This is a genomic window from Alteraurantiacibacter buctensis (assembly GCF_009827655.1).
Lineage (GTDB): Bacteria > Pseudomonadota > Alphaproteobacteria > Sphingomonadales > Sphingomonadaceae > Alteraurantiacibacter > Alteraurantiacibacter buctensis.
This window is the reverse complement of the sequence record NZ_WTYV01000005.1, coordinates 230,861-246,957: the sequence shown is the minus strand read 5'-3', so window position 1 is coordinate 246,957 and position 16,097 is coordinate 230,861. Positions and strand designations below refer to the sequence as shown.

The 16,097-nt window shown below is 66.8% G+C and carries 20 protein-coding genes; 12 read left to right on the top strand and 8 right to left on the bottom strand.

The features are described 5' to 3' along the window. Positions 1-25: 25 nt before the first annotated feature. Together folP and GRI99_RS13345 are read left to right on the top strand one after the other, a co-directional pair. On the top strand, positions 26-1,150 hold the full coding sequence (gene folP, locus GRI99_RS13350; protein WP_160772535.1) for a dihydropteroate synthase: 1,125 nt from the start codon (positions 26-28) through the stop codon (positions 1,148-1,150). Positions 1,151-1,488: 338 nt separating this feature from the next. Next, on the top strand, positions 1,489-1,695 hold the full coding sequence (locus tag GRI99_RS13345; RefSeq protein WP_160772534.1) for a hypothetical protein: 207 nt from the start codon (positions 1,489-1,491) through the stop codon (positions 1,693-1,695). Between the two features lie 114 nt (positions 1,696-1,809). Here the strand turns inward: GRI99_RS13345 and GRI99_RS18770 are convergent, their stop codons facing one another. The 5 genes from GRI99_RS18770 to GRI99_RS13320 all read right to left on the bottom strand — a co-directional run bounded on the left by GRI99_RS18770 (position 1,810) and on the right by GRI99_RS13320 (position 5,901). Continuing rightward, complete coding sequence (locus GRI99_RS18770) at positions 1,810-2,562, bottom strand: class I SAM-dependent methyltransferase (protein WP_337192926.1); 753 nt, start codon at positions 2,560-2,562, stop codon at positions 1,810-1,812. Between the two features lie 220 nt (positions 2,563-2,782). Beyond that, positions 2,783-3,082 (bottom strand): hypothetical protein, encoded by a 300-nt coding sequence (locus GRI99_RS13335; protein WP_160772532.1) that lies wholly within the window; start codon positions 3,080-3,082, stop codon positions 2,783-2,785. Positions 3,083-3,136: 54 nt separating this feature from the next. Beyond that, positions 3,137-3,520, bottom strand: coding sequence for a hypothetical protein (locus tag GRI99_RS13330; protein WP_160772531.1), 384 nt, complete (start codon positions 3,518-3,520; stop codon positions 3,137-3,139). Between the two features lie 48 nt (positions 3,521-3,568). After that, positions 3,569-4,327: an SDR family NAD(P)-dependent oxidoreductase gene (locus GRI99_RS13325; RefSeq protein ID WP_160772530.1), complete on the bottom strand. Its 759-nt coding sequence runs from the start codon at positions 4,325-4,327 to the stop codon at positions 3,569-3,571. 155 nt (positions 4,328-4,482) lie between these two features. After that, positions 4,483-5,901 (bottom strand): sigma-54-dependent transcriptional regulator, encoded by a 1,419-nt coding sequence (locus GRI99_RS13320; RefSeq protein WP_160772630.1) that lies wholly within the window; start codon positions 5,899-5,901, stop codon positions 4,483-4,485. Positions 5,902-6,085: 184 nt separating this feature from the next. On the opposite strand from GRI99_RS13320, the gene GRI99_RS13315 reads away from it, so the two are divergent. From GRI99_RS13315 to GRI99_RS13275, 9 genes are all read left to right on the top strand, one after another. Continuing rightward, positions 6,086-6,208: an aa3-type cytochrome c oxidase subunit IV gene (locus GRI99_RS13315; protein WP_160772529.1), complete on the top strand. Its 123-nt coding sequence runs from the start codon at positions 6,086-6,088 to the stop codon at positions 6,206-6,208. A 30-nt stretch (positions 6,209-6,238) separates the two neighbouring features. Next, positions 6,239-7,360 carry a Rossmann-fold NAD(P)-binding domain-containing protein gene (locus GRI99_RS13310; protein WP_160772629.1) on the top strand — a complete coding sequence of 374 codons (1,122 nt, stop codon included), beginning with the start codon at positions 6,239-6,241 and terminating at the stop codon, positions 7,358-7,360. A gap of 5 nt (positions 7,361-7,365) precedes the next feature. Further along, on the top strand, positions 7,366-7,650 hold the full coding sequence (locus tag GRI99_RS13305) for an NAD(P) transhydrogenase subunit alpha part 2 (protein WP_160772528.1): 285 nt from the start codon (positions 7,366-7,368) through the stop codon (positions 7,648-7,650). 164 nt (positions 7,651-7,814) lie between these two features. Further along, positions 7,815-9,242 carry an NAD(P)(+) transhydrogenase (Re/Si-specific) subunit beta gene (locus GRI99_RS13300; protein ID WP_160772628.1) on the top strand — a complete coding sequence of 476 codons (1,428 nt, stop codon included), beginning with the start codon at positions 7,815-7,817 and terminating at the stop codon, positions 9,240-9,242. A gap of 107 nt (positions 9,243-9,349) precedes the next feature. After that, complete coding sequence (locus GRI99_RS13295) at positions 9,350-10,066, top strand: aspartate/glutamate racemase family protein (RefSeq protein WP_237438341.1); 717 nt, start codon at positions 9,350-9,352, stop codon at positions 10,064-10,066. A 53-nt stretch (positions 10,067-10,119) separates the two neighbouring features. Beyond that, positions 10,120-11,280 (top strand): deoxyguanosinetriphosphate triphosphohydrolase, encoded by a 1,161-nt coding sequence (locus tag GRI99_RS13290; RefSeq protein WP_160772527.1) that lies wholly within the window; start codon positions 10,120-10,122, stop codon positions 11,278-11,280. Beyond that, positions 11,273-11,974 carry a Rossmann-fold NAD(P)-binding domain-containing protein gene (locus GRI99_RS13285; RefSeq protein WP_160772526.1) on the top strand — a complete coding sequence of 234 codons (702 nt, stop codon included), beginning with the start codon at positions 11,273-11,275 and terminating at the stop codon, positions 11,972-11,974. Before GRI99_RS13290 ends, GRI99_RS13285 begins: the two co-directional genes overlap by 8 nt. Continuing rightward, positions 11,974-12,444, top strand: a complete 471-nt coding sequence (locus tag GRI99_RS13280) for an ABA4-like family protein (protein WP_160772525.1) — start codon at positions 11,974-11,976, stop codon at positions 12,442-12,444. The genes GRI99_RS13285 and GRI99_RS13280 overlap by 1 nt, the downstream gene beginning before the upstream one ends. After that, entirely contained in the window at positions 12,441-13,034 is a 594-nt protein-coding gene (locus tag GRI99_RS13275; protein WP_160772524.1) for a DUF938 domain-containing protein, read from the top strand. Before GRI99_RS13280 ends, GRI99_RS13275 begins: the two co-directional genes overlap by 4 nt. Before the next feature lie 4 nt (positions 13,035-13,038). Here the strand turns inward: GRI99_RS13275 and GRI99_RS18890 are convergent, their stop codons facing one another. Then, the gene (locus GRI99_RS18890; protein WP_272917411.1) at positions 13,039-13,167 is read right to left on the bottom strand and encodes a hypothetical protein; all 129 of its coding nucleotides are present in this window, start codon (positions 13,165-13,167) and stop codon (positions 13,039-13,041) included. Between the two features lie 42 nt (positions 13,168-13,209). Next, positions 13,210-14,130, bottom strand: coding sequence for a DMT family transporter (locus GRI99_RS13270; RefSeq protein ID WP_160772523.1), 921 nt, complete (start codon positions 14,128-14,130; stop codon positions 13,210-13,212). 63 nt (positions 14,131-14,193) lie between these two features. Here GRI99_RS13270 and GRI99_RS13265 point away from each other — a divergent pair, with 63 nt between their 5' ends. Next, positions 14,194-14,436, top strand: a complete 243-nt coding sequence (locus tag GRI99_RS13265) for a hypothetical protein (protein ID WP_237438340.1) — start codon at positions 14,194-14,196, stop codon at positions 14,434-14,436. Here the strand turns inward: GRI99_RS13265 and GRI99_RS13260 are convergent. Then, entirely contained in the window at positions 14,433-15,968 is a 1,536-nt protein-coding gene (locus GRI99_RS13260; RefSeq protein WP_202393091.1) for a TadA family conjugal transfer-associated ATPase, read from the bottom strand. The two genes, GRI99_RS13265 and GRI99_RS13260, sit on opposite strands and share 4 nt — an antisense overlap. Between the last annotated feature and the right edge of the window lie 129 nt (positions 15,969-16,097).

Genomic DNA, 16,097 nt, shown 5'->3' with positions numbered 1-16,097 from the left:
CGCCCGGTTGTGGAACGGACACGCCATGACCGAACGCATCTACATCCAGCCGCTCACCCTGGTCCCCTCGCCGCAAAGCGTGGATGGCGATGCCGTGCGGCTGGGCGGGTCGATGGCCTATGCCCATACCTTCGCCATCACCATCAGGGACGGCGCGCAGGTGGTGGAGCGGGCCACCGCCACCCCGCGCGAAATGGCCGAGGTGCTGGGCGACCTCAGCGGCCCGATCCTTGACGAGGCCGAAGCCCAGTGGGCCAATATCGGCCGCCAGCATCCGCCACTCCAGTGCGGCACCCGCACCGTGAAGCTGGACGAGCCGCAGGTTATGGGCATCCTCAACGTCACACCCGACAGCTTCAGCGATGGCGGCAAGTTCAACGATCACGGCACCATGATGCGGGTGCAGGCCGCCATGATGCACGAGGCGGGCGCGGCGCTGATCGACATTGGCGGCGAAAGCACGCGTCCCGGTGCCAAGGCGGTGTGGGAAGGCGAGGAGATCGAGCGCGTTGTCCCCGCCATCCAGCACTGCGTGAAGATGGGCGCGGCAGTCAGCGTGGATACCCGGCGCCCTGGCGTGATGCAGGCGGCGCTGGATGCCGGCGCGCACGTGATAAATGACGTATCCGCCCTGCGCCACGACCCGCGCAGCCTGCAATTCGCCGCCAGCACGCAGCGGCCCGTGATCCTGATGCACGCGCCCGGCCCCAGCAACGAGGCGGCGCAGGACCTGCATGACGATGCCACCTATAGCAACGTGGTGTTCGACGTGTTCGACTGGCTGAAAGAACGGCGCGACGCCGCGCTGGCGGCGGGCATTGCGCGCGAGAACATCGTGCTCGATCCGGGCGTGGGCTTCGGCAAGTCGCTGGCCGAGAACCTGGCCCTGATCAACGCCCTGCCGCTGTTCCACGCCCTTGGCCAGCCGCTGCTGCTGGGTGCCAGCCGCAAGCGCATGATCGGCGCGCTGAGCAACGAGGCGGCGGCCGACAAGCGGCTGGGCGGATCGCTCGCCCTGGCCATGCGCGGGATGGAGGCAGGCTATCACCTGCTGCGCGTGCATGACGTGGCCGAGACGGTGCAGGTGCGCAATGTATGGCGCGGCCTGCGCGACGCGGCGCTGACCGACTTCGCGGGGCTGGTGGTTTGATGCGTCCAAGTGCTCTTTGTCGGATCGCGGTGGCATTGTCCTGCCTCGTCCCGGCTCAGACCCATGCACAGAGTGTCCTGCCAACAGTGCGCATGGACGCGAACGTATCGCCATTTACGCTGTCGCGTGTCGACGATCTTTTCTGTGATCTTTCCCTGCAATTCTCGAATGTTGATGGCCGGATCGGCCACTTCACTCTGACTACCGCGGACATGGGACCTTCTGGCCCACCCTGATGCTTCAAGACGGATTTTTGGCAACCGGTAGGGAACCGGAGATGTCAGTTTTGGCTCCGTGGCGGCGACGGCAACGTGATGGGTGGAATCCGGCGACCGGTCATGGTGACGCCGATGACGGACAGCGGCCGGTCTTTCACCAGCTTCCGTGCTGGCGGACCAATTTCGGTCACCCTCATCGATCGCATGCAGGCGGCGCATACAATCGGGTTTGGTCTTGATGGGCTAACCGTCAAGGAAATCGAGATCGTTGGAGGTGGGGGCCATGTTGTCGAGGGCCTTGCTCAGTGCGTGGAAGCCTTGCCCTGAACTTGGATTTCGTCAAGCAAGCTCAACAATCTTGGTGGCGCTAGCTGCATTGCCTGCGACAAACACTTCCCATCGCCCACCGGCACCACGCGGATAGCGCACTCCGCCCGCCAGCTATACCGAAGCCCCGTCCCGCCGCCCCACCAGCAGGCCCTTGGTGCCGCCGCCTTCGTAGCTGAACGTGAAGCCCGGCCATTCGCGCATCCAGCGGCGGGCCACGTGCCGCTCGCCGGGACGGGCGGCATCGTCCAGCAGCACCACACCGCCCGGCACCACTCGGTCGAACAGCCGGTCCGCCATGCCGCGCACATAGGGGTGGATCACCCAGGGCGGCCCGTCGATCAGCAACAGGTCGATGGCGGGCGGCAGGTCGGCCAACTGGTACCACACCCCCGGCCAGCGCGGATCGCGCTGGGCCAGCGGGGCGTGCTGGAAGTGGGCGGACAGGCCGTGCTCGCCTAGCCACTGGCCCATCTGGTCCACGAAGGGGCGATGCTGGTCGAAGCTGTACAGCGTGCCGCCGCCATTGGCCGCCAGGGCCTGGGCGATCACCAGCGATGTTGCGCCAGAACCCAGTTCCACCACGGTGGCCGGGCGCAGCGCCTCGATCATGTCCACCACGCGGTGCAGCAGGTAGGTATCGGCCTTCCAGCTTCCCAGGTTGGGCAGGGCATCGGCGGGCAGGCCCACCCGTTCCAGCAGCGCCTGCTTGTCCGCCTGCGAGCCGCCGGAGAGGCTGGCCAGCAGCCAGGGCCACTGGATCAAGGCGTACGCATAGACGAAGGCGCGCTCTGCCGTGGTGGCGGGCAGCGTGACGGCGAAATCGGCCGGCTTTGCCAGCAATCCGGTGAGGGCTTTGGTGGTCACGCGGCAGGCATCCTTGTTGTGGGCATGGTGGCTCAGGCAAAATGGTCGGCCCGTCAAGAGATCAGGCCTGTTGCAGCCTGATGAATAAGCCACCGGGCCGCTGTCAGGCCGCCCAATGCGCGGGATGAACCGAAGGTTCCGGTGCCACGCCCACGATACCGTTTCCCTTGGGGCGATCGCGGCGCTGTGGGTCAGCCGCGATCGCCGGGAAGTCAGGCCGTCATGCAAAATACCACACGGCATAGGCCAGCAAAGCTGCCACCATGCCCACCACGCAGGTCATCAGCGCATATTCCCGCAAGGTCAGCCGGTCGAGCTGGTCGGCGCGGAAGCGGCGATAGCCACTGGTGACCAGCGGATTGCTGGCAACCATTCCCACGTCCAGCGCGGTCGCCTCGTGCTTGAACCAGTGCAGCAGCTCGCGCAGCTCGTCGTCGGTGGTGTCGGGGTACGAGGCAAGCAGGGCCTCGATCTGCGCGCGCCGGTCTGCGCCGGTCGCGCCGGTCATACTAGTGTTCATGATTGGTAATCCTGATTGTCGTCGCGCCGCCACAGCGGCGGAGAAACGGAGCAATCAGGCGTGCGGCGGCTCGCGCGGGGAAGCGGGCACTTCGGGGCGCTGGCGCGGGGCCAGCGGCGGCGGCGATTGTGCCACCGGGATCGGGGCAGGAGTGGCGGCAAGGGGCTGGAGCACGGTCAACGGATCGACTGGCGGCAGCGTGGGCAGGGGATCGGGCAGGGGGGCAAGTCGCTGGCTGACCTGCTCCTGCTGGCGCGGGGCCAGGGTGACATCGGCGGTCAGCGCGCTGAACGCGGAGCCGTGTTGCTGGTGGGAAGCCGGCGCAGAGGGAGCCAGGGCCTGCAATGCGATCATCGCCAGCAGCAGTGCCGCCAGTGCCTGCATCGCCAAGGCGCGCAGGCGCCGCCGGGGCGCGGCTATCGCAGCAGGGGGCGGCATTGCAGGCATGGTTGCGAGATAGGGGCGGTGACGGGCAAAGCCAACCCGCTAGAGCAGGTAGCCCCCGTCGCTCACCAGCGATGTGCCGGTGATCGTGCCCGCCGCATCGCTCAGCAGGAAACCGATCTGCGCGGCAATCTGGTCGGCGGTGGCAAAACGGGCGAGCGGGGTGGCCGCGCCGGAGAGGGCCGCCATTGCCGCCGCCCGGTCACCCCCGGCTTGCGCGATCATTTCCTGGAAGAACGGGGTCTGGTCCCAGATCGGCGTGTCGACCCCGCCGGGCGCAATGCAGTTCACCCGCACGCCGCGGGGGGCCAGTTCCTTGGCGGCAACGCGGCCCAGTTGCATCAGCCCGGCCTTGCTGGCGCCATAGGCGGCGGTGCCGGGTTCGGCCTTGAGGCCGCTGACCGAGGCGGTGAGGACCATCGCCCCATGGTCGCGGACCAGGCGGGTGGCGCAGCGCAGGGCCAGGAAGGCGCCATCAAGGTTGACCGACAGCGTGGCGCGCCATTCGTCGAGGGTCATGGTCGCGATGGGTGCGCCGCCGGCGATTCCGGCGTTGATGACGGCGTAGTCGAGCGGGCCGGCCTCGGCCTCGATCCGGTCCCACAGGGCTTCATCGGTCACGTCACCGGGAAAGGGCAGGACTTCGCAAGGCATGTCCAGCGCGGCGAGGCCGGGCCCGTCGAGGTCCACCAGCACCAGTGCGGTGACGCCGTGCGCAGCCAGCCAGCGCGCCGTTGCCGCGCCGATCCCCGATGCCGCGCCGGTGACGAGGGCGCGCTTGCCGGTAAGGTCTTCTGTCATCGGGGCAGGCTAACCGCGACCGTCGGCCTTGTCGATTGTGCTGTCCTACAGGCAGCGGTCCGTGCCAGCGATGGAACGATCCTTGATTCGTCCGGCCGTGCCCTTTGGCAGCCTGTTGGCGGTGCCTGCGGGGATGTACTTCATCAACAAGCGGGTCAGGCTGCGCTTTCGATGCCCAGATCGGTCAGCTTGCGATAGAGCGTGGAGCGGCCGATGCCCAGGCGGCGGGCCACTTCGGTCATGCGCCCGCGATAGTGGCCGATGGCCAGGCGGATCACGTCGGCCTCGATGTCCTCCAGCGGGCGCAGGTTGCCGTCGCCGGTGTAGATCTGCACCCCGGCGCTTTCCATCACCGGCTGGTTGGCCTCGGCCAGTTCGCCGATCATCTGTGAAAGCTGGGGGAAATCCTGCGCGGTCAGCGCGTCGCCATCGCAGAACACCGCCGCGCGGAACAGCACCGCCTGCAACTGGCGCACGTTGCCCGGCCAGTCGAACGCGGCCAGCAGCTTCAGCGCGCCGTCGGTGATGCCCAGCGGGCGCAGGCCCGGCTGTTCGCCGATGCGGGCCAGGAAATGGCGGGTCAGCGCGGTAATGTCGCCCGTGCGGTCTCGCAGCGGCGGCAGGGTGATGCCGGTGCGGTTGATGGCGGCCAGCAGTTCCTCGCGGAACAGCCCGGCGCTGACCATGTCGGCCAGCGGCAGGTTGCTGGCGGCGATGATGCGGGTATCCACCTTGAAGCTGTGGCGCGCGCCGATGGGGCGGACCGAACCGTTGCGCAGGGCCTCGGCAAGCCGGTCCTGCAGGTCCAGCGACAGGCGGTCGATCTCGTCCAGCACCAGAGTGCCGCCATCGCAGTTCTGCAAGGCGCCCACCTGCCGGTCGAAGGCCCCGGCAAAGGCGCCCTTCTCGTGCCCGAACAGCACCGATTCGAGGCTGGAGGCGGACACGCCGCCCACGTTGATCATGCGGAACGGGGCGCGGGCGCGAGGGCTGGCGGCCACCATGGCGCGCACCAGCATCTCCTTGCCGGTGCCGCTCTCGCCCTCGATCAGCACGTGGCCGTGGCCGCGCGCCGCCTTGGCCGCCTTGGCCAGGGCATCGCGGAACTTCGGGGCCGTGCCGACCATGGCATCGAAATCGAGCCGGGCGGGCATCTTCTCGGTCATCGGCGCCAGCTCGTCGCGCGGGGTTTCGCGCATGGTGGCGTTGCGCAGCGCCTGCATCAGCCGCTCGGGCGCGACGGGCTTGACCAGGTAATCGGCGGCCCCGGCGCGCATCGCCTCCACGGCCAGTAGCGGACTGGTGCTGGCGGTGATCATCAGGATCGGCAGGCCGGGCCGGCGTTCCTTCAATTCGGCAATCAGGTCACAGGCCTCATCACCCGGCACCCACTGGTCGAGGATGATGGCGGAAAGCTGCATCCCCTGGCGCGTGCCCAGGGTGGCGATAGCCTTCTCCGCCTCGTCCACCACCAGGGTGCGCCAGCCCTCGCGCGCGGCAAGGGCGGTGATCAGCCGGCTCTGCGCCGGCTCGTCGTCGATCAGCATCAACAGGCGCTGTTCGGCTTCGGCCATCATTCCCCACATGCGACAAGGGCCGGACTGGTCCGGCGTGAACGCAGGGCATATCAGGACCAGGTAAAGAGGCTGTTAAGCGCATGCTGCGCCGTGGGTTCACTGCAGGCTTGAGTGCGGGCCGCAGCGGGGATAGACGGGTGGCAACAGACCGTTCCCCATTCCAGCACAAGGACTGCCACCAATGGCCAATTCGCAGGATATCAAGCCCAACGAGAAGACCTATGATGGCTTCATAGGCATGCTCAAATGGTCGGTGCCGCTGATCGCGGTGCTGACGCTGATCATCCTCCTGATCATCCAGTAAGACACCGGCTGGCGCGGGGCGATGGGGGGCATTCGCATCGCGGTCCTGAAAGAGCGGGCCGCAGGGGAAACGCGGGTTGCCGCCACGCCCGAAACGGTGAAGAAGTTCATCGCACTGGGGGCCAGCTTTGCGGTTGAGCAGGGCGCCGGCCTCTCCGCCGCCATCGCCGACGAGGATTACCGCACCGCCGGGGCCGAGGTGACCGATGCTGCCGCGGCCGTGGACGGGGCGGATATCGTGTTGGGCGTGCAGGCGCCCGATCCCGCGCTGCTGGCGGGCGCGAGGCCGGGGGCCATGGTGGCTGCCACCTTTGATCCCTTCCGCGAGAAGGATCGGGTGCAGGCCTATGCCGCAGCCGGTCTGGAAGCGCTGGCGATGGAGTTCATGCCGCGCATCACCCGCGCGCAGAGCATGGACGTGCTGTCCAGCCAGTCCAACCTCGCCGGTTACAAGGCGGTGCTGGCCGCCGCCAACCAGTATGGCCGCGCCTTCCCGATGATGATGACTGCGGCGGGCACTGTGTCCGCCGCCAAGGTGTTCATCATGGGCGTGGGCGTGGCGGGCCTGCAGGCCATCGCCACCGCCCGCCGCCTTGGCGCGCAAGTCTCCGCCACCGACGTGCGCAGCGCCACCAAAGAGCAGATCATGTCGCTGGGCGCGAAGCCCATTTTCGTGGAAAGCGTGGCCGGCATCGAGGGCGAGGGTGCCGGCGGCTATGCCACGGAGATGAGCGAGGAATACCAGAAGGCCCAGGCCGAGCTGGTGAGCGCCCACATCGCCAAACAGGACATCGTGATTACCACGGCTCTCATCCCTGGCCGCCCCGCGCCACGCCTGATCAGCGACGCGCAGATCGCCACGATGCGCAAGGGCTCGGTCATCTATGACCTGGCCGTGGCGCAAGGGGGCAACGTGGAAGGCAGCGTGGCCGACCAGGTGGTGGAACGCCACGGCGTGTTCATCATCGGCTCCAGTAACACCCCCGCGTTGATGGCGGCAGACACATCGGCGCTGTTCGCCCGCAACCACTACAACTTCCTCTCCGCCTTCTGGGACAAGGAGCAGGGCCGGCCGGTGCTGGACGAGGAGATCGGCAACGCCGTGCGGCTGACGCAGGGCGGGGCGATGGTGAGCGAGAGGTTGAAGGGGTAAAGACCATGGACTTCATCTCGATCCTTTCGATCTTCGTGCTGGCCTGTTTCGTGGGTTATTATGTGGTCTGGTCGGTAACCCCGGCGCTGCATACGCCGCTGATGGCGGTGACTAATGCGATCTCCTCGGTGATCATCGTGGGCGCGCTGGTGGCGGCGGCCACGTCTGGTAGCCCGATTGCCAAGTGGCTGGGGCTGGGGGCGGTGGTGATGGCATCCGTCAACATCTTCGGCGGCTTTGCCGTCACGGCGCGGATGCTGGCGATGTACAAGAAGAAGGAGAAGAAGTGATGCTGTCCTTCCTCTCCGCCGCTGCGGCCACGCTGCAAGCCTATCCCGAACCGACGCCAGCAGCCCCTCCGGCAGGGCCGCTGACCGAAATCGTACCCGTGCCGCTGCCGACCGGCGCGCATGTGGGCGAAGCGCTGGCCCACGCTGCCACGCCGTCCTGGGCCATGTTGGCCTACCTTGTCGCGGGCGTGCTGTTCATTCTGGCCCTGCGCGGCCTGTCGCACCCCACCACCAGCCGCGAGGGCAACCGCTATGGCATGGCGGGGATGCTGATTGCCGTGGTGACTACGCTGGTCACGCACATGCCGATGAAGGTGGGTGACGCGTTCAACAGCTATGCGGGGCCGGATTTCGCCTCGCTGGGCGAGATTCTCGCCGCCATCGCCATCGGTGCGGTGATCGGCCTTGTCACCGCGCGCCGCATCAAGATGACAGACATGCCGCAGCTTGTCGCGGCGTTCCACAGCTTGGTCGGCCTTGCCGCCGTGCTGGTGGGCTGGGCGGCCTACCTTGACCCAGCGGCCTTCGGTATCCTTGGCGGGGACGGCCTGATCAACCCGGTCAGCCGGGTCGAGGCGGGGCTGGGCATTGCCATCGGGGCCATCACCTTCTCCGGTAGCGTCATCGCCTTCCTGAAGCTGGCCGGCAAGATGAGCGGATCGCCGATCCTGCTGCCATTGCGCCACGTGATCAACCTGGGCACTCTGGTCGCGATCCTCGGTTTGGTCGGCTACTTCACCATGGACCAGAGCCTGTGGGTGATTGCCACCATCACCGTTCTGTCCTTCATCATCGGCTTCCTGCTGATCATCCCGATCGGCGGGGCGGACATGCCGGTGGTCGTCTCGATGCTCAATTCCTATTCGGGCTGGGCAGCTGCGGCGATGGGCTTCACGTTGCACAACAGCGCCATGATCATCACCGGCGCGCTGGTGGGCAGCTCCGGCGCGATCCTGTCCTACATCATGTGCAAGGCGATGAACCGCGGGTTCCTGTCCGTGATTGCGGGCGGTTTCGGCGCGGAAGCCGCAGCCAGCGGCGGCGCGGCCAAGGAGCAGCGCCCGTGGAAGCAGGGCAGCGCTGACGATGCCGCATTCATGCTCAAGCAGGCCGAAAGCGTCATCATCATCCCCGGCTACGGCATGGCCGTGGCCCAGGCCCAGCACGCCCTGCGCGAGATGGGCGATCACCTTAAGAAGGAAGGCGTATCGGTCAAATACGCCATCCACCCCGTGGCCGGCCGTATGCCCGGCCACATGAACGTGCTGCTGGCCGAAGCCAACGTGCCGTATGACGAGGTGTTCGAGCTGGAGGACATCAACAGCGAGTTCGCTCAGTGCGACGTGGCATTCATCATCGGCGCGAACGACGTGGTGAACCCTGCGGCCAAGACCGACAAGTCCAGCCCGATCTACGGCATGCCCGTGTTCGACGTGGACAAGGCCAAGCAGGTGTTCTTCATCAAACGCAGCATGGGCGGCGTGGGCTATGCTGGCGTCGACAACGATGTGTTCTATATGGACCAGACCATGATGCTGCTGGCCGACGCCAAGAAGATGGTGGAAGACATCAACAAGGCATTGGACGCCTGAGCGCAACGCATCGCCGCGCCGCATTTGCGCTCCGCCGCTGAGCGCGGTTCTGGTCATCCGGCGTTCATCTGGCGGACCAATGGGTGGCCGCCCGGACAACACATGACATGAGGAAGGCGGCCGTTTTGCGCAAACTGGGGCTGATCGGGGGGATGAGCTGGATCTCCACCCGTAGCTATTACGAAGACATCAACCGCGCGGTGCAGGCCCGTCGCGGACCTACCTCCAGCGCGCCGATGCTGATCGAAAACCTGGATTTCCGCGATCTTGTGGGCCTTTCCAGCGATGAGGACTGGGCCCGCGCCGCACAGGTGCTGTTGTCAAGCGCCCGCCGGCTGGAAGCGGCCGGGGCCGGGCTGATCCTGATCGCCGCCAATTCCATGCACCGCGTCTATCGCGAGCTGGAGGCCGAACTGTCCGTCCCCATCCTCCACATCGCCGAATGCGTGGGCGAGGAGATGGAAGCCAAGGGCGTGAAAAAGGCCGCGCTGATCGGCCCGCGCAACGTGATCACCGGCGGGTTCTACCGCCGCCGGCTGGTGGCCCACGGGGTCGACCTGCTGCCCCCGGTAGTGGAGTATTCCGACCAGGTGGAGCGGATCATTTACGAGGAACTCATCAAGGGCCGCGCCACCCGCCCGGCAGAGCGCCTGTTCAAGACCATCATTACCGAACAGGCGCAGGAAGGCGCGCAGGCCATCGTGCTTGGCGCCACCGAACTGAACCTGGTGATCGACGTGGATGCCAACGTGCTGCCGATTTATGACAGCGCCCGCATCCACGCCCGCCGCGCGGCACAATGGCTGCTGGAAGAGGACGGTTAGTTCGTCAAACGTTCCCGTTGCCAGCACCGGCAGCGGCATCTAGCCCGTCCCCCATGTCACTCGCCCCCTTTGCCGCCAATCCTGCGCATTCGCGCGGGCGTGAGTTTGCCTTGGGGGCCGAGGGGACGCGGGGGCCGCGCAGCCCGTTCCAGCGTGACCGTGACCGGATCATCCACTCGATCGCGTTCCGGCGGCTGGCGGGCAAGGCACAGGTGTTCATCGCGCCCGATGGTGACCATTACCGTGTGCGCCTGACCCACAGCCTGGAAGTGGCCCAGATCGGCCGCGTGGCGGCGCGCAGCCTGGGGCTGGACGAGGATCTGGCCGAGGCCCTGTGCCTGGCGCACGATATCGGCCACCCGCCGTTCGGCCATGCAGGTGAGGACGCGCTGAACGCCGCGCTGGCCCCTCACGGCGGGTGGGACCACAACGAACACTGCCTGCGCGTGCTGATGCGGCTGGAGCGCCCCTATGCCGATGTGCCGGGCCTGAACCTGAGCTGGGAGATGCTGGAGGGCCTGGCCAAGCACAATGGGCCAGTCACCGCGCCGGGCTGGGCGCTGGCGGAACTGGACGGGGCTTATCCGCTCGATCTCGACCAGTGGTCATCGCTGGAAGGGCAGGTGGCCGCGCTGTCCGACGATATCGCCTATGACAACCACGACATCGACGATGGCCTGCGCGCCGGGTTCCTGGACCTGGACGACCTGCTGACGCTCGATTTCCTGGAAGTCCAGTGGAACGCGGTGCGCGCCCGCCATCCTGACGCGCCGCGCGCGCTGCAACTGCGCGAACTGGTGCGCGACCAGATCGGCGTGATGGTGACCGACCTGATCGCCACCACCCGCGCCAATGTGGCAGGGCTGCAATCGGTGGACGATGTGCGCCAGGCGGGCAGGGCCCTGGCGACCCTCTCGCCCGAATGGACGCAGCGGGAGCGGCGACTGAAGGCGTTCCTGTACGAGCGGCTCTATTATCACCCGGACCAGTTGGCCACGGCCAGGGTAGCGCACAAGGTGATCGCCCAGCTCTATGCGGCGTTCGACCAGCAGCCCGACCTGATGAGCGCAAGCTGGGTGGACACCTTGCCCGAACAACCGGACGCCCGTGCCCGGCATATCGCCGATTTCATCGCCGGCATGACCGACCGCTTTGCCATCGACAGCTATGCCCGCGTGTTCGGCCAGGTGCCGGAGGGGCTGTCCAATGTCTGATCCGCGCCGCGTACTGGTGCTGGGCGCATCGGGCCTGGTCGGCCAGCAGGTGCTGGCGCTGGCCGTTGGTCGTCCGGAAGTGCGGCTGGTGGCCGTTGCGCGCAGCGAAGTGGCGCTGCCGCCGGGCGCAAGGATGGAAGTGCTGGTGGCCCCGCCCGAGGGATGGGACCGGGCCATCGCCACGGTTGGGGCGACCCATGTGATCTGCGCGCTGGGCACCACGATCCGCCAGCAGGGCGGCGACAAGGACGCCTTCGCCGCGATCGACCGTGACCTGGTGCTGCGCGCGGCCATGCATGCCAGGGGGGCAGGGGCCACGGGTTTCGCCGTCGTCTCCAGCGTGGGCGCAACCCTTGCCAGTCGCAATTTCTACCTCAGGACCAAGGGCGAGATGGAAGCGGGGCTGGAGAAGATCGGCTTCACCCGGCTGGACGTGCTGCGACCCGGCCTGCTGCGCGGCCACCGCCCCGGACACCTGCGACCACTGGAACTGCTTGGTCAACTGGCCGCACCGCTGGGCAATATGGTATTGCATGGAGAACGGCGGCAGTACCGCGCGATCCGCGCCGCAGATGTGGCCGCCGCGGCGCTGCAATGCACGCAGGAGAAGGCCCCCGGCCGCTTCGTGCACGATCATGACAGCCTGCACCGCTTGGCCGGTCGCTGGCGGCGCGCGGGTGAGGGAGAGCGATAATGTGGGAAGGCCTGTTCACCGCTGCCAACCTGGTGGCACTGGCCTGCTGGGCGGCGCTGGTCCTGGCTCGGCGCACGCCCGTTACCTTCAGCGCAGTGATGTATTGCGGGGTGGCGCTGCTTTGCCTCACCTACGCGGTCATGCTGCTGGGCCTGGTGACCGGCCTGCTTGATGGCAACAAGGCAGCAGGGGCCGGGCAGGCAGGCTTCACCAGCATCCAGGGGGTGAGGAACATCTTCCTGTCCGATGGCGGCGTGGTGGTGGGCTGGGTCCACTACCTGGCGCTTGACCTGTTCACCGGCGTGTGGATCGCGCGGGATGCCGATGCCAAGCAGTTTCCCAAGCTGTGGCAGGCCCCGGTCCTGATCGCCACTTTTATGGCAGGGCCGCTGGGCCTGCTGGTGTGGCTGGCCGTGCGAGAGCCTGCCGCCCGCCGCGCCGGTCCCGCGCGCAGCAAGGTGCTGAAGTGAAGCGCGAGGCCCCCGCCGCCGCGCGCAACCGCGGCCCGATTGCCGATGTCCTGGCGGAGGAATTGCCTGCCAGCGGCACGGTGCTGGAAGTGGCCAGCGGCACGGGGGAACACGTGATCCACTTTGCCGCGCGCTTTCCGCAACTCCGGTGGCAGCCAAGTGACCCCGATGAAGGCGCCCGCGCTTCCATCGCGGCCTGGTCGTCGGACAGCGGCCTTGCCAACATCGCCACGCCGCTGGCTATCGATGCCTCGGCAAGCGAGTGGCCGGTGGCGGTGGCCGATGCCGTAGTGTGCATCAACATGATCCATATCAGCCCCCCTGAAGCGACCCTTGGCCTGGTTCGTGCTGCCGGCCGGATATTGCCTGAGGGAGCCCCGCTGATCGTCTATGGCCCGTGGCTGGAAGCCGGCGTTCCCACCGCGCCCAGCAATCTGGAATTCAATGCCTGGCTGAAAGGGCAGGATGCCCGCTTCGGCTTGCGTGACACTGCCTGGATGGACGAACTCTGCATCCATAATGCATTGCGGCGGACACGGCGCGTAGCCATGCCCGCCAACAATATCATGCTGGTCTATCGGAAGACCTGAGCGCTTACGTCTCTTCGTCAACCGCGTTGGCGGCGGATTCCAGGTCGGCACCGGCGCCGCGCACGGTGTTGCATGCGGTAGCGGTCAGAGCCATCAGGGCAGCGGTAACGCCCAGAACGATCTTGCGGGACATGGCAGAACTCCTTTCAACTGCTGCTTAACGGCCCTGCCGAAGTCAGGTTCCCCCGCTCGTGGCCCGCTGATCCACGAAGCGCTTGTGGGCCAGCCGCTCGCGCCAGCCGATGATCAGGCCGGCCAGGATGATCAGCGGCGCGCCAAACCAGGTGCTGGTGCTGGGGAGCGCCGCAAACAGCAGCCAGCCGAACAGCGTGGCCCAGACGATCGACGAATAATCCATCACGATCACGCTGGCCACCTGGCCAAAGCGCAGCGCGGTGGTGATGCCCACCTGGCCCAGCGTGCCGGTGATGCCGATGGCCAGCAGCAGGCCCCAGTCTTCCCACCCATGTGCGGTGGAAACAAAGGGCAGTGCGGGCAGCAGCAGCAGCGAGCTGGTGGCGGCAAACCATAACACGATGGCCATCGAGTTCTCGGTCTTCGACAGGTCGCGGATCTGGATCGAGATCAGCGCGATCATGAAAGCCCCGCCCAGCGCCACGGCCGCCCCGAACAGCGGGATGGCATGGTCCGAATTGCCCGGCTGGGCAATCACCACAATGCCCAGGAACCCTGCCAGCACGGCCGACCAGCGCCACACTCCCACCTTCTCGCGCATCAGCAGCACGGAAAGCAGCACGGCAAAGATCGGGGCGGAAAAGCCGAAGGTGGTTGCCTCGGCCAGCGGCAGCATGATCACCGCACCAAAATTCAGGATCATGCCGATCAGCCCGGTGACCCCGCGCGCTATCTGCGCCTTGGGCCGTTTGCTGCCCAGTTGCGACACGCCGCCGCTCAGCAGCGCCCAGCCCAGCAGGATCGGCAGGGCCAGGAACTGGCGCCAGAACAGCAGCTCGATCAGGTGCAGGCCGCGGGTTGAGGCAAATTTGATCAGCGCGGCCATGGCGGCGAGGCCGGCGATCCCCCCAAGACGGATCAGCAGGGCCAGGACCGGCCGGTCATGCTCGCGCGCGCTCATGGGTTCGCCATAGTCCGGCGCGGCGCTTGTGCAAGCATTGCGCTGGAGGCCGAGCGGTCACATATGGCCAGCGCGATGGACCTGCGCCACGATCTCCTCTTCGCCAGCGATGCTGCCCTGCTGGGGTTGGCCGGTGCGGCGTGCCTGCTGCTGGCCATCCTGGCCTGGCAGGGACAAGTGCGCCGCCAGCGCCGCCGCCATCTGGACGCGGTCGGCTGGGTGCCGTGGAGCAGCCTTTCACTGCTGCTGTTCGGCGTGGGCCTGCTGGCCCTGCTGGTGGCGGTACTGGGCCTGCTGAAGAGTTAGAGGCACGCCTCAAGATAGGCCTGGTCAAAGCCGAACTGGCGGGCCTTTTCCAGCGTGTAGGGGCGCAGGCCGGAACTGCGGAATTCGCCCAGGATCTTGCCGTCCTCGCTCTCGTCCAGGTACTCGAACTTGAACAGTTCCTGGGTGACGATCACGTCGCCTTCCATGCCGATCACCTCGGTGATGTTGGTGGTGCGGCGGCTGCCGTCGCGCAGACGCTTCACCTGCACGATCAGGTCCACCGATTCGGCGATCTGGCGGCTGATGGCTTCCTTGGGGATCTTGATGTCGCCCATCAGGATCATGTTTTCCATACGGCCAAGGCATTCGCGCGGGCTGTTGGCGTGCAGCGTACACATCGAGCCATCGTGGCCGGTGTTCATCGCGGCGAGGAGGTCGAAGCACTCCGCGCCGCGGATTTCGCCCAGGATGATCCGGTCAGGCCGCATACGCAGGGCGTTCTTGACGAGGTCACCGATGGTGATGGCACCCTGGCCTTCCAGGTTCGGCGGGCGGGTTTCCAGCGGCAGCCAGTGCGGCTGCTGCAGGCGCAGTTCCGCCGCGTCCTCGATGGTCAGCACGCGCTCGCCGGGGTCGATCATCTTCGACAGGGCGTTGAGCATGGTCGTCTTGCCCGAGCCGGTGCCACCCGAGATAACGATATTCATTCGGCAGGCACCGGCGATCTTCAGCGCGGTGGCCATCTTCACGCTCATGGAGCCGAAGCCCTGCAGCATATCGATGGTGATCGGCTTTTCGGAAAACTTGCGGATCGAGATGGCCGTGCCGCGCAGGGACAGCGGCGGCACGATCACGTTGACGCGGCTACCGTCCTTCAGGCGGGCATCGGCCAGCGGGGTGGTCTGGTCAACGCGGCGGCCCACCTGGTTCACGATGCGCTGGGCAATTTGGAACAGGTGGCTTTCGTCGCGGAACTTGATCGGGGCAATCTGCAGCTTGCCCTTCTTTTCGATGTAGGTCTGGTCCGGGCCGTTGACCATGATGTCGGACACGTCCGGGTCGCTCAACAGCTCTTCCAGGGGGCCGAAGCCCAGCAGCTCGTCGATCAGCACCTTTTCCAGCGCGAACTGCTCGCGCCGGTTGAGGGTGATCTTCAGCTCGGCCAGCACCTCCATGATGATGGGGCGGAATTCCTCGGACAGCTCGTCCTTGGTCAGCGTGGCGGCGGCTTCGGGGTCGACGCGTTCCAGCAGGCGCGGCAGCACCTGCTCCTTGATCTTGTGGACGCTGGCTTCGAACCCGGTTGGCTCGTGATTGGCTTCGGCAATGGCATTGGCGCGGTCGGCCAGCCGGGTCATCGCGTCATCGCGGTTGTAGGCGTTGGAATAGCTGTCTCCCGCGGGGGCTGCGGGGGCTGCATCGGACGGGATCGGGGGGAACTGCTCGCCGCCGGCCGGCATGCCGCCCGGCACAGGGGCACCGCCGCCGCGCATGGGGCGGGCAACGCCGAAGGAGGGCCGGGCACCCTGGCCCATACCCGCAGCACCGCTCTTGCGTCCGAAAGCGCTCATTGTCGCGTAACCTCGTCCTTCAGTCGACCGGGCGGCAGGGAAAGACCGCCACCTGATCCAGCCTCCCGTGTCGCCAATTTAGGTGAAGAACTGGTTAAGTGGGCCTTTCCCGCGTGTGGTTAATCGCGC

What these genes read in the sequence shown, in the direction of transcription:
- folP (WP_160772535.1), top strand. Translation starts at nt 26, where the DNA reads ATGACCGAACGCATCTACATCCAGCCGCTCACCCTGGTCCCCTCGCCG.
- GRI99_RS13345 (WP_160772534.1), top strand. Translation starts at nt 1,489, where the DNA reads ATGGTGACGCCGATGACGGACAGCGGCCGGTCTTTCACCAGCTTCCGT.
- GRI99_RS13335 (WP_160772532.1), bottom strand. Translation starts at nt 3,082, where the DNA reads ATGAACACTAGTATGACCGGCGCGACCGGCGCAGACCGGCGCGCGCAG.
- GRI99_RS13330 (WP_160772531.1), bottom strand. Translation starts at nt 3,520, where the DNA reads ATGCCGCCCCCTGCTGCGATAGCCGCGCCCCGGCGGCGCCTGCGCGCC.
- GRI99_RS13325 (WP_160772530.1), bottom strand. Translation starts at nt 4,327, where the DNA reads ATGACAGAAGACCTTACCGGCAAGCGCGCCCTCGTCACCGGCGCGGCA.
- GRI99_RS13320 (WP_160772630.1), bottom strand. Translation starts at nt 5,901, where the DNA reads ATGGCCGAAGCCGAACAGCGCCTGTTGATGCTGATCGACGACGAGCCG.
- GRI99_RS13315 (WP_160772529.1), top strand. Translation starts at nt 6,086, where the DNA reads ATGGCCAATTCGCAGGATATCAAGCCCAACGAGAAGACCTATGATGGC.
- GRI99_RS13305 (WP_160772528.1), top strand. Translation starts at nt 7,366, where the DNA reads ATGGACTTCATCTCGATCCTTTCGATCTTCGTGCTGGCCTGTTTCGTG.
- GRI99_RS13300 (WP_160772628.1), top strand. Translation starts at nt 7,815, where the DNA reads ATGTTGGCCTACCTTGTCGCGGGCGTGCTGTTCATTCTGGCCCTGCGC.
- GRI99_RS13295 (WP_237438341.1), top strand. Translation starts at nt 9,350, where the DNA reads ATGAGGAAGGCGGCCGTTTTGCGCAAACTGGGGCTGATCGGGGGGATG.
- GRI99_RS13290 (WP_160772527.1), top strand. Translation starts at nt 10,120, where the DNA reads ATGTCACTCGCCCCCTTTGCCGCCAATCCTGCGCATTCGCGCGGGCGT.
- GRI99_RS13285 (WP_160772526.1), top strand. Translation starts at nt 11,273, where the DNA reads ATGTCTGATCCGCGCCGCGTACTGGTGCTGGGCGCATCGGGCCTGGTC.
- GRI99_RS13280 (WP_160772525.1), top strand. Translation starts at nt 11,974, where the DNA reads ATGTGGGAAGGCCTGTTCACCGCTGCCAACCTGGTGGCACTGGCCTGC.
- GRI99_RS18890 (WP_272917411.1), bottom strand. Translation starts at nt 13,167, where the DNA reads ATGTCCCGCAAGATCGTTCTGGGCGTTACCGCTGCCCTGATGGCTCTG.
- GRI99_RS13270 (WP_160772523.1), bottom strand. Translation starts at nt 14,130, where the DNA reads ATGAGCGCGCGCGAGCATGACCGGCCGGTCCTGGCCCTGCTGATCCGT.
- GRI99_RS13265 (WP_237438340.1), top strand. Translation starts at nt 14,194, where the DNA reads ATGGCCAGCGCGATGGACCTGCGCCACGATCTCCTCTTCGCCAGCGAT.
- GRI99_RS13260 (WP_202393091.1), bottom strand. Translation starts at nt 15,968, where the DNA reads ATGAGCGCTTTCGGACGCAAGAGCGGTGCTGCGGGTATGGGCCAGGGT.